This is a genomic window from Halobacillus ihumii (genome assembly GCF_902726645.1).
GTDB lineage: Bacteria > Bacillota > Bacilli > Bacillales > Halobacillaceae > Halobacillus_A > Halobacillus_A ihumii.
In genome coordinates, this window is the sequence record NZ_CACVAO010000001.1 from 2,587,501 (window position 1) to 2,600,393 (window position 12,893).

At 43.8% G+C, this 12,893-nt stretch carries 13 protein-coding genes, 2 tRNA genes and 2 rRNA genes (1 of these 17 running past the window's edge); 12 read left to right on the top strand and 5 right to left on the bottom strand.

Features of this window, described 5'->3' with window-relative positions:
- The 9 genes from G6R08_RS12970 to tsaD form a co-directional block, all read left to right on the top strand.
- A 23S ribosomal RNA gene (locus tag G6R08_RS12970) occupies positions 1-1,261 on the top strand (it extends 1,662 nt beyond the left edge of the window).
- A gap of 218 nt (positions 1,262-1,479) precedes the next feature.
- Positions 1,480-1,593, top strand: a 5S ribosomal RNA gene (gene rrf / locus G6R08_RS12975).
- A 199-nt stretch (positions 1,594-1,792) separates the two neighbouring features.
- Positions 1,793-1,869 (top strand) — tRNA-Met (locus tag G6R08_RS12980).
- A gap of 66 nt (positions 1,870-1,935) precedes the next feature.
- A tRNA-Asp gene (locus G6R08_RS12985) sits at positions 1,936-2,012 on the top strand.
- Between the two features lie 146 nt (positions 2,013-2,158).
- Positions 2,159-3,130, top strand: a complete 972-nt coding sequence (thiL, locus tag G6R08_RS12990; protein WP_163528488.1) for a thiamine-phosphate kinase — start codon at positions 2,159-2,161, stop codon at positions 3,128-3,130.
- Entirely contained in the window at positions 3,131-3,586 is a 456-nt protein-coding gene (gene tsaE, locus G6R08_RS12995; RefSeq protein ID WP_163528489.1) for a tRNA (adenosine(37)-N6)-threonylcarbamoyltransferase complex ATPase subunit type 1 TsaE, read from the top strand. It abuts the gene before it with no gap.
- Positions 3,583-4,269: a tRNA (adenosine(37)-N6)-threonylcarbamoyltransferase complex dimerization subunit type 1 TsaB gene (gene tsaB, locus G6R08_RS13000; protein WP_163528491.1), complete on the top strand. Its 687-nt coding sequence runs from the start codon at positions 3,583-3,585 to the stop codon at positions 4,267-4,269. The genes tsaE and tsaB overlap by 4 nt, the downstream gene beginning before the upstream one ends.
- A complete protein-coding gene (gene rimI / locus G6R08_RS13005) occupies positions 4,270-4,716 on the top strand; it encodes a ribosomal protein S18-alanine N-acetyltransferase (protein ID WP_163528494.1) in 447 nt (148 codons plus the stop codon). It begins immediately after the preceding gene.
- Positions 4,713-5,750 carry a tRNA (adenosine(37)-N6)-threonylcarbamoyltransferase complex transferase subunit TsaD gene (tsaD, locus tag G6R08_RS13010; protein WP_163528496.1) on the top strand — a complete coding sequence of 346 codons (1,038 nt, stop codon included), beginning with the start codon at positions 4,713-4,715 and terminating at the stop codon, positions 5,748-5,750. Before rimI ends, tsaD begins: the two co-directional genes overlap by 4 nt.
- Positions 5,751-6,076: 326 nt before the next feature.
- Here the strand turns inward: tsaD and G6R08_RS13015 are convergent, their stop codons facing one another.
- Positions 6,077-8,011: an ABC-F family ATP-binding cassette domain-containing protein gene (locus tag G6R08_RS13015; RefSeq protein WP_163528499.1), complete on the bottom strand. Its 1,935-nt coding sequence runs from the start codon at positions 8,009-8,011 to the stop codon at positions 6,077-6,079.
- 157 nt (positions 8,012-8,168) lie between these two features.
- Here G6R08_RS13015 and moaC point away from each other — a divergent pair, with 157 nt between their 5' ends.
- Entirely contained in the window at positions 8,169-8,663 is a 495-nt protein-coding gene (moaC, locus tag G6R08_RS13020; protein WP_163528501.1) for a cyclic pyranopterin monophosphate synthase MoaC, read from the top strand.
- A 4-nt stretch (positions 8,664-8,667) separates the two neighbouring features.
- A complete protein-coding gene (locus tag G6R08_RS13025; RefSeq protein WP_163528503.1) occupies positions 8,668-9,312 on the top strand; it encodes a redox-sensing transcriptional repressor Rex in 645 nt (214 codons plus the stop codon).
- A gap of 68 nt (positions 9,313-9,380) precedes the next feature.
- Here G6R08_RS13025 and G6R08_RS13030 read toward each other — a convergent pair whose 3' ends face one another.
- On the bottom strand, positions 9,381-9,566 hold the full coding sequence (locus G6R08_RS13030) for a hypothetical protein (protein ID WP_079525667.1): 186 nt from the start codon (positions 9,564-9,566) through the stop codon (positions 9,381-9,383).
- Between the two features lie 154 nt (positions 9,567-9,720).
- Here G6R08_RS13030 and G6R08_RS13035 point away from each other — a divergent pair, with 154 nt between their 5' ends.
- On the top strand, positions 9,721-11,133 hold the full coding sequence (locus tag G6R08_RS13035; protein ID WP_163528505.1) for an MDR family MFS transporter: 1,413 nt from the start codon (positions 9,721-9,723) through the stop codon (positions 11,131-11,133).
- 55 nt (positions 11,134-11,188) lie between these two features.
- Here the strand turns inward: G6R08_RS13035 and G6R08_RS13040 are convergent, their stop codons facing one another.
- From G6R08_RS13040 to G6R08_RS13050, 3 genes are read right to left on the bottom strand one after another with little or no spacing between them, the layout of a single operon-like run.
- A complete protein-coding gene (locus G6R08_RS13040; RefSeq protein ID WP_163528507.1) occupies positions 11,189-11,746 on the bottom strand; it encodes a GNAT family N-acetyltransferase in 558 nt (185 codons plus the stop codon).
- A gap of 37 nt (positions 11,747-11,783) precedes the next feature.
- Positions 11,784-11,981 (bottom strand): YdiK family protein, encoded by a 198-nt coding sequence (locus tag G6R08_RS13045; protein ID WP_163528509.1) that lies wholly within the window; start codon positions 11,979-11,981, stop codon positions 11,784-11,786.
- Between the two features lies 1 nt (position 11,982).
- A complete protein-coding gene (locus G6R08_RS13050) occupies positions 11,983-12,696 on the bottom strand; it encodes a CPBP family intramembrane glutamic endopeptidase (RefSeq protein ID WP_163528510.1) in 714 nt (237 codons plus the stop codon).
- Between the last annotated feature and the right edge of the window lie 197 nt (positions 12,697-12,893).

Below are 12,893 nucleotides of genomic sequence, written 5' to 3' on the forward strand. Positions count from 1 at the left end.
CAGGTAGGCGAGGAGAGGATCCTAAGGTGAGCGGGAGAACTCTCGTTAAGGAACTCGGCAAAATGACCCCGTAACTTCGGGAGAAGGGGTGCTCCTCTGCCGAGGAGCCGCAGTGAAAAGGCCCAAGCGACTGTTTACCAAAAACACAGGTCTCTGCGAAGCCGTAAGGCGAAGTATAGGGGCTGACACCTGCCCGGTGCTGGAAGGTTAAGGGGATGCGTTAGCGCGTAAGCGCGAAGCGTTGAACCGAAGCCCCAGTAAACGGCGGCCGTAACTATAACGGTCCTAAGGTAGCGAAATTCCTTGTCGGGTAAGTTCCGACCCGCACGAAAGGTGCAACGACTTGGGCACTGTCTCAACGAGAGACCCGGTGAAATTATACTATGCGTGAAGATGCGCATTACCCGCGACAGGACGGAAAGACCCCGTGGAGCTTTACTGTAGCCTGATATTGAATGTTGGTACAGCTTGTACAGGATAGGTGGGAGCCTGAGAAACCGGAGCGCTAGCTTCGGTGGAGGCGCTGGGGGGATACCACCCTGGCTGTACGGACATTCTAACCCAGGACCGTGATCCGGTTCGGAGACAGTGTCAGGTGGGCAGTTTGACTGGGGCGGTCGCCTCCTAAAGAGTAACGGAGGCGCCCAAAGGTTCCCTCAGAATGGTTGGAAATCATTCGCAGAGTGTAAAGGCACAAGGGAGCTTGACTGCGAGACTTACAAGTCGAGCAGGGACGAAAGTCGGGCTTAGTGATCCGGCGGTACCGTATGGAAGGGCCGTCGCTCAACGGATAAAAGCTACCCCGGGGATAACAGGCTTATCTCCCCCAAGAGTCCACATCGACGGGGAGGTTTGGCACCTCGATGTCGGCTCATCGCATCCTGGGGCTGTAGTCGGTCCCAAGGGTTGGGCTGTTCGCCCATTAAAGCGGTACGCGAGCTGGGTTCAGAACGTCGTGAGACAGTTCGGTCCCTATCCGTCGTGGGCGTTGGAAATCTGAAAGGAGCTGTCCTTAGTACGAGAGGACCGGGATGGACACACCGCTGGTGTACCAGTTGTTCCGCCAGGAGCATCGCTGGGTAGCTACGTGTGGACGGGATAAGTGCTGAAAGCATCTAAGCATGAAGCCCCCCTTGAGATGAGATTTCCCCTTACGCCAAGTAAGTAAGATTCCTCAGAGACGATGAGGTCGATAGGTCCGAGGTGGAAGCGTGGTGACACGTGGAGCTGACGGATACTAATCAATCGATGACTTAACTATANAGCCCCCCTTGAGATGAGATTTCCCCTTACGCCAAGTAAGTAAGATTCCTCAGAGACGATGAGGTCGATAGGTCCGAGGTGGAAGCGTGGTGACACGTGGAGCTGACGGATACTAATCAATCGATGACTTAACTATAAGGAAAACGTCCACATTGACTGTTTGATAACTTGAGTGTCTTATCCAGTTTTGAAGGTTTACCCTTCTTTATAAAATGATGTGGTGGCGACAGCGAAGAGGTCACACCTGTTCCCATGCCGAACACAGCAGTTAAGCTCTTCAGCGCCGATGGTAGTCGGGTCGATCCCCGTGAGAGTAGGACGCGGCCACGTCATTTATATTAATTTATTATGGGAACCAAATAAAGGTTCACCCACATTATCGCGGGGTAGAGCAAGACCGAAAAACTTCTTGCTAAAACATCCCTGTAGGTCTTGCGACGAGCGTAGGCTTCCCCGAAGTCACTTACAACGTGAGGAGCAGTCTTACAAAAAATATTATGGGAACCAAATAAAGGTTCATCCACATTATCGCGGGGTAGAGCAGTCTGGTAGCTCGTCGGGCTCATAACCCGGAGGTCGCAGGTTCAAATCCTGCCCCCGCAACCAAAATACTTACAGTAACTTGAAACAATAGATCTCTTGAATGATTTAAAACCAGTTTTTAAAAGAACTGGTCCGGTAGTTCAGCTGGTTAGAATGCCTGCCTGTCACGCAGGAGGTCGCGGGTTCGAGTCCCGTCCGGACCGCCATTAACTTTAAATTTAACTTTCCAAGCCTTAGGAATACTTTCCTAAGGCTTTTCTTAATTATAATGATATTTTTCACTGAGTTTTTTAAATAGTAGCTTCCATTGGTATAATAAATATAACGATTGTTAACAGTGGAGGAATCTTACATGGATGAATTTTCTTTTATTGACTCAATTAAACCTGACAGCTATCGTCAATCCTCACTCATTAAAGGAATTGATGATGATGCTGCCGTTTTCCGTCAAAACACACGAGATATTGTCACGGCTGTAGATACAATGGTAGATGGTGTTCATTTTTCACGAGAAGCTATGGAACCTTATTATATTGGCTACCGAGCATTAGCAGCCAATATAAGTGATCTGGCTGCTATGGGTGCAGAGCCTGTTTTTTTCATGGTGTCGATTGTTATCCCCTCTGATTGGGAGGAACAAGAACTGAGAGAAGTATATCGTGGAATGAATTCTCTTGGTGATGAGTATCGGATGGACATGATTGGGGGAGATACGGTATCCGGGAAGGAATTCGTAATCTCCATTACAGTGTTCGGATATGTGGAAAGAAACAAGGCGAGATATCGTACAGCTGCTCTCCCCGGGGATATACTTTTTGTTACGGGGACATTGGGTGACTCGAGAGCTGGTCTTGAATGTATGAAAAAGAATATAAACAATGAGTATTTAATCAAAAGGCATTGTGAGCCAACCCCACGTGTTACTTTTGCCGAACAATTAAGTTCTCTCAAAAGAGTGGCATTAAACGATGTGAGTGATGGGATTGCCAGTGAAGGAAATGAAGTGGCTAGAGCTTCGTGTGTAGATCTACATATTACTTACGACTCAATTCCTTATCACTCTTCCGTAGCTGAGCTTTTTCCTGATCAATATCAAGGATGGTTCCTATCTGGCGGTGAGGACTTTGAGTTACTTGGTGCGGTTTCAGAGCATGAATGGCTGGAAGTTCAGCAAAAAGCTGAGGATATAAATTTAACAGTCACGAAAATTGGATATGTATCGGACGCCACAGAAGGCAAGGGTCTGGTATACTTAACCAAGGATGGACAGACTGAACGATTAGAAAAATCAGGGTACACACATTTGCAAGAAGGTCGTGATTAAGTGAAAAGATATGAATGGACGACAGACTCTGAAGGGGAGACGCTCCTCTTCTCGGAGGAGTTAGCTGAGCACCTAGCTCCAGGAGATGTGCTCACACTGGAAGGCGATTTAGGTGCTGGAAAGACAACTTTTACGAAAGGGCTTGCTAAAGGGCTGGGTGTCACACGGACGGTAAATAGCCCTACGTTTACCATTATAAAAGAGTACATGGGTAGACTTCCTTTATATCATATGGATGTGTATCGTCTTGAGGATAGTGATGAGGATTTAGGTTTTGAGGAATTTTTTGAAGGAGACGGAGTGACGGTTGTCGAGTGGTCTCAATTTATTAAGGAGTATTTGCCTGACGAAAGGTTAGATATTACAATCGAGTACCTGAGTGAGACGAAGCGGAGAATAAAGTTGCAGCCTTACTCTAACCATTTTGAAGAGATTTGTAAGGAGTTTAGAAAATGAATGTGTTAGCCATAGATACATCAAATTACGTAATGGGAATTGCCGTCATGAAAGATGGAGTCGTAACGGGTGAGTTTGTTACGAATATCAAAAAGAATCATTCTCTTCGCCTAATGCCGGCGATTGAACAGCTTATGAGCGAGACAGCTACTAAACCCGAAGAACTTGATCGCATTGCTGTTGCTCACGGGCCAGGTTCCTATACGGGGGTCAGGATAGGGTTAACAACAGCTAAGACGATGGCCTGGTCACTGAATATTCCGGCTGTCGGCATATCGAGTTTGGAAGCTGTGGCGAGACAAGGTGAGTTGTTCAATGGTTATGTTTGTCCTTTTTTTGATGCAAGAAGAGGACTCGTGTACACGGGCTTGTATGATGGAAACATGGAACTGGTTAAGGATGAGGTAAACATCCTGATGGAAGATTGGCTGGAACAGTTAAAAGGCATAGATAAGCCCGTTCTATTTTTAAGTCAGGATATACAGGGATTTAAAGAAATGATTATCGAAGTTCTTGGAGAACAGGCAGTTATTCCAGGCGCTGCTTTCCACTATGCTCGTCCCTCATTAATCGCGTTAGCAGGGGCAGAGAAAGAGCCAGATGGTATCCATGGACTTGTTCCTAACTATCTACGTTTACCAGAGGCAGAGGCTAAGTGGCTTGCGGAGCAGGAGAAGAAGTAAATGGTGATCATACGTGAGATGAAGGTTGAAGATATTGAGCAAGTTATGATAGTAGAGCATGCAACATTTGCTGTTCCCTGGACCAAAGATACATTTATGAATGAGGTTAACGGAGAGAATCCGTATGCCCACTACTTGGTAATTGAGCAGGATGGGGCGATTTTTGGCTATTGTGGTCTATGGCTGATTATTGATGAGGCCCATGTCACCAATATTGCGATCCATCCTGAATATAGAGGGAATAAATACGGAGAGCAGCTTTTTCGAAGGTCATTTGAAGAAGCGATAGAGATGGGTGCGATTCAATTGAGTTTAGAAGTGCGTGTTTCCAATACACCAGCTCAACATCTCTACCGTAAGTTTGGGCTTGTCCCTGGAGGCGTTCGGAAAAATTATTATACAGATAATGGCGAAGATGCATTAGTGATGTGGGTGGGATTAAAATGACGCAAGATCAATATGTATTAGCGATTGAAACAAGTTGTGATGAAACGGCCGTGGCCATTGTGAAAAATGAACGGGAGTTAGTAGCGAATGTGGTCGCTTCCCAAATTGAAAGTCATAAGAGGTTTGGGGGAGTGGTTCCTGAGATTGCCTCAAGACACCATATTGAACAAATCACACTAACTTTAGAGACAGCCTTGGAAGAGGGTGCTCTTAAGGCAGATGATATGAATGCGATCGCGGTTACAGAGGGCCCAGGTTTGGTGGGCGCGTTGCTCGTCGGAGTAAATGCGGCAAAGGCGCTGGCATTTGCAAAAGAAAAACCGCTTATCGGAGTTCATCATATAGCCGGGCACATTTATGCTAATCGCTTAGAGAAGGAATTCACGTTTCCTTTACTGTCATTAGTAGTGTCAGGAGGCCATACTGAGCTGATCTTAATGAAGGAGCACGGATCCTTCGAAGTTATTGGCGAGACGAGGGACGATGCGGCAGGAGAAGCCTATGATAAAGTAGCTCGCACACTTAAGCTTCCTTACCCAGGTGGACCTCATATCGACAAGTTAGCGGCTGAAGGTGAAGAAGTAATTGACTTTCCGCGGGCCTGGCTGGAAGCAGATTCTTATGATTTCAGTTTTAGCGGGTTGAAATCTGCAGTTATCAACAAGTTGCACAATGCGAAGCAAAAGGGAGAGACTCTGAAACCTGAAGATGTAGCTGCAAGTTTCCAAGCGAGTGTCGTGGATGTGTTATCCACAAAAGCATATCGGGCAGCAAAAGATTATGGAATAAAACAAATCATTGTTGCTGGAGGTGTGGCAGCGAATCAGGGGTTGAGAAAAGCACTTCATGAGAAGTTTGAAGGAACTGATACGGATCTGCTGATTCCTCCCTTGCACTTGTGTACGGATAATGCTGCCATGATTGCTGCGGCGGGGGCTGTAGCTTTTAATCAGGGACATAGAGCGGGCTATGATTTGAATGCAAATCCTGCCTTAAGTTTAGAAAGATACGGTCAGCGAAAAGACAATGATTAGACATGATAAACTTTCCTTTGCGCGTCTGAAGGGAAGTTTATTTTTTGAAATAGGTTATACACAAATGCATATTTATACAGTGGATAAGTGTGGACAGAAAAAGATATTATTCAAATGATATCGTTACCATAATTGTGGATAACTTAGGCTGTTTTTGTGGATTGTGTGAATAAAGTTGTTGAGAACTGCTAAATCAATTTAGTATGAGTGAATAAGCTGTGGATATCTAAAAGTAACACATACGCCAATATACATTTAGATTGGGAATAAAAACCACCTCAGGTCATCCAGATTCTGGATGACCTGAGGTGGTAATTTTATGGGTTTTACACATGGAGTTGTTCCCATTCTTCCATGAGGGTTTCGATTTGTTGTTGGTAACTTTGATTACTTTCGGTGAGTTCAAGAGATTTCTCGTGATCTTGATAGACCTCGGGATCACATAATAAAGAATCAATTTCCTCAATTTTACTTTCGATTTCTTCAATTTGTTGTTCAATCTCAATAATTCTGCGTTGGCGCTTGCGTTCTTCCCGTTTGTTAGCCTTATCCTGTTGAAAACTATTCTTAGTTTGAGCTTCTTTATTATTCTCTGTAATTTGGTTGGCAGCTTCGGCCTCCTCAAGCTGTTGAAGCTCCAGCTCCTCTTGTTTCTTCTGAACAAAGTAATCATAATCACCGAGGAACGTGCGTGTTTCTTTCGGATGCATCTCAACAACTTGAGTGGCTATTTTGTTTATAAAGTAACGGTCGTGTGAAACAAACAGCAGTGTTCCCGGATAATCAATAAGAGCTGATTCAAGAACCTCTTTACTATCAAGGTCCAAATGGTTTGTCGGCTCATCGAGGATGAGGAAATTAGCTTCCTGCATCATAAGCTTAGCCAGAGATAAACGCGCCTTTTCTCCCCCACTTAAAGCAGAAACCGGCTTTAGCACATCGTCGCCGGAGAACAGGAAATTACCGAGTATCGTGCGAATATCTTTCTCATTTTTCAAAGGATAATCATCCCAGAGTTCGTTTAATACAGTTTTCCTTGAGTTCAACTTTGTTTGTTCCTGGTCATAGTAACCAATTTGAACATTGGTCCCAAGCGCCATTGTACCGCCTGCTTTTAATTCCCCAATTATGGTTTTGAGCAAAGTTGTTTTTCCGACGCCATTTGGTCCGACTAAGGCAACTGAATCTCCTCTTTGTAAACTTATAGATAAATGATCAAATAACAAAGGAGAATCAGGTTCATATCGGAAAGATAGATCATTTAGTTTCAACACATCATTTCCACTCTTCTTATTCACTTGAAAGCTGAAGGAAGCAGAGGATTGATCGATTTTCGGTTTATCGAGCTTGTCCATTTTTTCAAGCTGCTTTCTACGGCTTTGTGCCCGCTTACTAGTCGTGGCACGTACAATATTCTTCTGGATAAACTCTTCCATTCGCTTGATTTCCGACTGCTGCTTCTCAAAGTTCTTCAACTCAAGTTCATAATCGGCTTCTTTCTTTTGCAAATAATTACTGTAATTCCCGTGATATTTCTTTGAACCTTGATGGGCAATTTCATAAACCGTATTCACAATCTTATCTAAAAAGTACCGATCGTGGGAAACGATCACCACGGCCCCTTCATACCCTTGCAAATAACCTTCAAGCCAGGAAAGAGTTTCAATATCCAGGTGGTTGGTTGGCTCGTCCAGGATGAGAATGTCAGGTTTCGTTAATAGCAGTTTTCCTAGAGCTAGTCTTGTTTTCTGACCCCCGCTTAAGGAAGTGATCGGCGTATTCCAATCGAAGTCATGAAAATTCAATCCGTTGAGGACAGCTTTTATGTCTGCTTCATAATGATAGCCACCTGCGAGTTTAAAATAATCCTGGCGCTCATCGTAGCTTGACAGCAATTTCTGATAGGCCTCTTGATCATCAAGCAGGTCTGGATCTGCCATCTCTGTTTCCATGTTACGTAATTCTTTTTCAATCCCTTTTAAATGAGCAAATACCTTCTCCATCTCGTTCCAAATCGATTCCTCAGAATCCAATCCGGTATTTTGAGCTAAATACTCCATCGTCACATCTTTAGGCTTGAAAATATCCCCAGAGTCATAGCTCAATTCCCCAGCCATCATTTTTAACAGAGTACTTTTACCAGACCCATTTCGGCCCACAATAGCAATACGGTCATTCATTTGAACTTCCAGTTTAATATTCGATAAAATTAACTCAGCTCCAAAACGCTTCGTTAATTGATTTAATTGCATGAGAATCATGTCGTTTCACCTCAATGGATTAAGTGTATCTTATATGGGTCAAGAGTAGCAAGACGTGCAGCTTCTAGTTAAGGGGCGCCTCAACGACTTTGAGTTGATTTTTTGGTAGAATAAGAGTACTGTTTCATTAACTGATTTGGCAAAAAGGAGTTTGGACATGGCTGAATTTACTCATTTTAATGACCAGGGACGCGCCAGAATGGTCGATATATCCGAAAAAAATGATACGGTTCGGACAGCTGTAGCTAAGACAAGCGTGACTGTGAATGAATCGATTTATCAAAAAATAACCAACCAGACGATGGCAAAGGGTGACGTACTAGCTGTTGCTCAAATTGCCGGCATCATGGCAGCGAAAAAGACACCCGATTGGATACCGATGTGTCATCCGCTTTCGTTAAAAGGCATTGATGTTCGCTTTGATTGGCAAGTGGATAATGGCTATCAATTGCTGATCGAAGCAGAGGTGAAAACGAAAGGCAGTACCGGTGTAGAAATGGAAGCTTTAACCGCCGCTTCGGCAACGGCTTTAACAGTATATGACATGTGTAAAGCAGTGGATAAAGGCATGGTGATCGGGCCTACTTTTCTAGAGGAGAAAACAGGTGGAAAGAGCGGAGATTACCGGAGAGAAGACGGGTCGGGGAGGTAGAGAAATGGATGTAGAGCATACGAAGATTCCACAGGCAACAGCGAAGCGGCTGCCATTATATTATCGCTTTTTGAACAATCTGCATGGCCAAGGGAAGATGCGTGTCTCCTCAAAAGAGCTCAGCGAAGCTGTGAAAGTTGATTCGGCCACGATCCGCAGAGACTTTTCCTATTTCGGAGCCCTAGGGAAAAAGGGATATGGATATAATGTCGAATATTTGCTTTCCTTTTTCAGAAAGACACTGGATCAGGATGAGACGACTAAAGTTGCTCTAATAGGGGTCGGAAATCTAGGAACAGCCTTCTTGAACTATAATTTCACAAAAAACAATAACACTAAAATAGAGATAGCCTTCGATGCGAATTCGGACCGAATCGGAGAAGAAGTTGGCGGCGTGCCAGTTGAGCATATTGATAACTTAGAACAACATATGAAGGGGATAGATGTTGCGATCTTAACAGTTCCTGCTTCAGCAGCACAGGGAATTGCCGATAGACTGGTGAAAGCGGGAATATCAGGTGTGCTGAACTTTACGCCGGCTCGGATCACAGTACCCACAAGCGTCCGGGTTCATCATATAGACCTGGCTATTGAACTGCAGGCCCTTGTGTATTTTCTTAAGCATTATCCTTTAATAGAAGAAGAGTAAGCTCCTATTGTAATTTATCAACGTAAAGAGACCGCCCTTATGGAGGCGGTCTCTTTATACTTTCGGAATTACTTATTTATGAGAGCTTTGACACCGAGATACAGTAATGCCAGTGAGAAGACGATGATCGCAATTCCACCAATAATATTAAAGAAGCTGACGATTCCAGCGGTAATCACTGATGAGGTTGGTAAGTTGGCTAAGGCGAAACCTGCTAAAATACAGGCCAAGTAAAGCAAAGCTAAATGATTCATAGTAGCCCCTCCTTTTAGGATAGTGTATGAAAGTCACCCATTTTTGTGCCTGAACCTATAGTTTCTCAAGTTCCACTAAATGAGGTTAATGCTTGGTATGAAGGGGTATAGAGGGAATAGCTTAGATGTCTGGATAATGGAGGGAGGGGGAAGAATGAAGAAATTGCCCCACAAGTGGTTGGTTGTCGTTTCTGTGCTTTTTGGAACTTTTACAGTTATTTTAAACAACAGCATGCTTAATCCTACACTACCAAGGTTCATAGAAATTTTTAATTCTAATGCCGTGACGGTAGGGTGGATTTTGACGATATTCATGGTGTCGATGGGGATGACCATGCCGTTAACAGGCTACTTTGGAGATCGTTTTGGAAAAAAGAAGGTGTATGTAACGGGGTTATGCATCTTTATTGTGGGATCGTTATGTGGGGTATTCTCGCAATCACTAGGCATGATCATTTTCTCGAGGGCTATCCAGGGGATGGCCGGCGGGTTAATGATGCCCATCGCGATGGCCCTGATATTTAATTCATTTCCCCGCGAGGAGCGGGGACTGGCTGTAGGAGTGTATGGGGTAGCGGCCATGGTTGCCCCGGCAGTTGGGCCGACAGTCGGCGGCTTAATCATTCAATTTCTGGACTGGCCCTGGCTATTTGTTTTTAACATTCCATTTGGTCTTATAGGGCTTATTTTGTCTATGAAGTTTCTTGAACCGACGGAAACTAATCCAGAAAAACGCTTTGATTATATCGGATTTATCATGATTACAGCCGGGATCGGCTCGATTTTGTATGCATTAGGAAGAGGACGCAGCGTTGAGACGTTAGGTGATCCTTTAAATATAGTGCTGATAGCCGGCGGATTATTAGCAATAGTCGGATTCGTCTTTTACGAAAACCGTCAACGAGATCCATTGCTTAATCTATCTGTGTTTAAAGTTCCAACATACACGTTTTCAATTGTTGTCACTTCCTCAGCATCCATCGGACTATTTTCAGGGATTTTCTTATTGCCATTACTTATCCAAAATGTGTATGGTTTGTCGGAAGTCATGACAGGACTCCTGTTTCTCCCTGCAGCAGTGGCCAGTGGTTTGTTTATGTCTATTGGAGGACGCCTGCTAGATAAGAAAGGTCCAAAATATGTTGTTCCACCAGGACTGGCCATCATGGCTGGAGCTACATTTGGACTAGGAATGCTGCAGCTCTCCACACCGTTTTGGCTGATCCTCGTCCTTAATACAATTCGCGGATTAGGAATGGGGATGGGAAACATGCCTGCCACAACGTCTGGAATGAACGCGATTCCGGAAAGTCTAGTCGCGCAAGGGTCGGCTATGAACAATATCATCAGGCAAATCTCCTCATCGCTCAGCATTGTTTTCTTTTCAATTTACTATGAAGTGAGACGAGCGCAAATTGCAGCAGCTTCCGATGTGGGCATGCAGGCTGCCACGCTGCAGACATTGAATGAAGCGTTCCTCGTCTCGGCTGGCGTACTCACCCTTGCCATTCCTTTTTCGTTTATTTTAAAAGGCGTGCAGAATGATCAACAAACTAAACGAGCTTAATAAAAAAAGAACCGCTTAAAAGAGCAGGGAACTCTGTTAAGCGGTTCTTTTCGTTTTAAGACTTCGAAAGCGTCGTTCTTTTTTCGATCCATTCTCGCCTGAGCATACCGTATATGTACATGTCATAAGCTTCATCGTCACGCAAAATAAACTCCCGCTGAGCTCCTTCATATGTAAAACCTAGATGTTCATACAACCATATAGCCGGCTGATTGTAGGAAAAAACGGTGAGCTGGATACGGTGCAGGTTGATTTCATAAAAAGCGTAATCTAACAATAATGACATAGCCTCTGTTCCATAACCTTTTCCTTGCAGCGAAGGATCTCCAATGGCGATGGTAACCCAGCCATTTCGCTGCGTCCAAAGGATCCCATCAAGTTCAATATACCCTACAAACGTTTTGTCATCACGGATAGAGAATAGAAAATGATTGTCCCGTTCACTAGCATCGTCCCGCCATTTCTTAAGTGAATCGAGTGTGGTTGGTTTAGCGGGTAACGCATCTAATCTTCTTAAGAAGGTAGAGTTGGAATACCACGAAAGCATCGTTTCTAAATCTTCATCCATAAGAGCTTGAAGCTGTACTCGCTTTCCTTTAAGAATCTGGTGCATAACAAGGTCTCCTCCGATAATACTCTAAATTTAAGAATTATTTCTTAGCTTTTTTAATTTTGATATAAGTGATGGTTAAGCGAATCGTGACAGCGAAATTAAAAGTGGCAATGAGGGCGGGCAGTATCGTTCTGAAATTCCATAAACTCTCCTCCGCAGAATGGGCAGCAATATAGGTGAATGCTGCCCCCATTGCAAAGTAAAGCAGGGCCATAAATATAGGTGACATCCTCATACTACATAAGCCCTCCAAACAGAATCGTCTGCAATTGCTCCTGCATACGGCGGATTTCTTCTTCGGAAATAAAGAATTGAGTGAACACAACGAAAGAATTCATCGCCATATGAGCAATAATGGGTGTAATGATGCTCTTCGTTTTGACATACAAGAAGGCAAACACAACGCCCATGGAGAAATAGACAAGCATATGTTTGAAATCGAAGTGGAACGCTCCAAATATGAGCGCAGATACTAGAACAGCTATAAAGAAGTTAGTTCTTTTGTAAATGGAACCAAAGATGACTTTACGAAAGATAATTTCCTCCGTAATAGGTGCAAACACAACCGGCAGAAGAATAAACAATGGGGATTGTCTTGCGATCTCCATTAAGTTCATCGTATTTTCTGAACCAGCTGGAACTCCGAAGACCTCTGTTTCTATCAGCGCAGCTATTCCTTGAGAAAATAAGGCAAGAAATACCCCTAGAATCGACCAAAGTATAATCTTTCCAGGACCTGATCGATCTTCCCGTAAGGAAGCCTGTTTCATATCTTTCTTTAATAAGCCCAGCATGATGATGGTAGCGATCGTGAAGCTGATCACCGACCACACTGCAATAGCATCAGATTTACTCAAGCCAAAAGCAAACACAACAAGCGGCATTCCAACGATCGCGGATAGCTGAGTAATCACATAAGTTAGAATAATGAACCAATATCGTTTAGGCATCTAGGCACGGCTCCTTTTTCAATTAAAAAAATATAAACTTCATCGGTCTATTTATAGATATAGTCACAAATAACATTCATACCAAACAATGTTTTTAAATGGGTGAGACCTAAGAGAAGCTTACCCTTTGTCCAAATAAATGTAACATGATTTACCTTATGTATTTTATCATAGTTTAAAAACCACGCGGAAGGAAT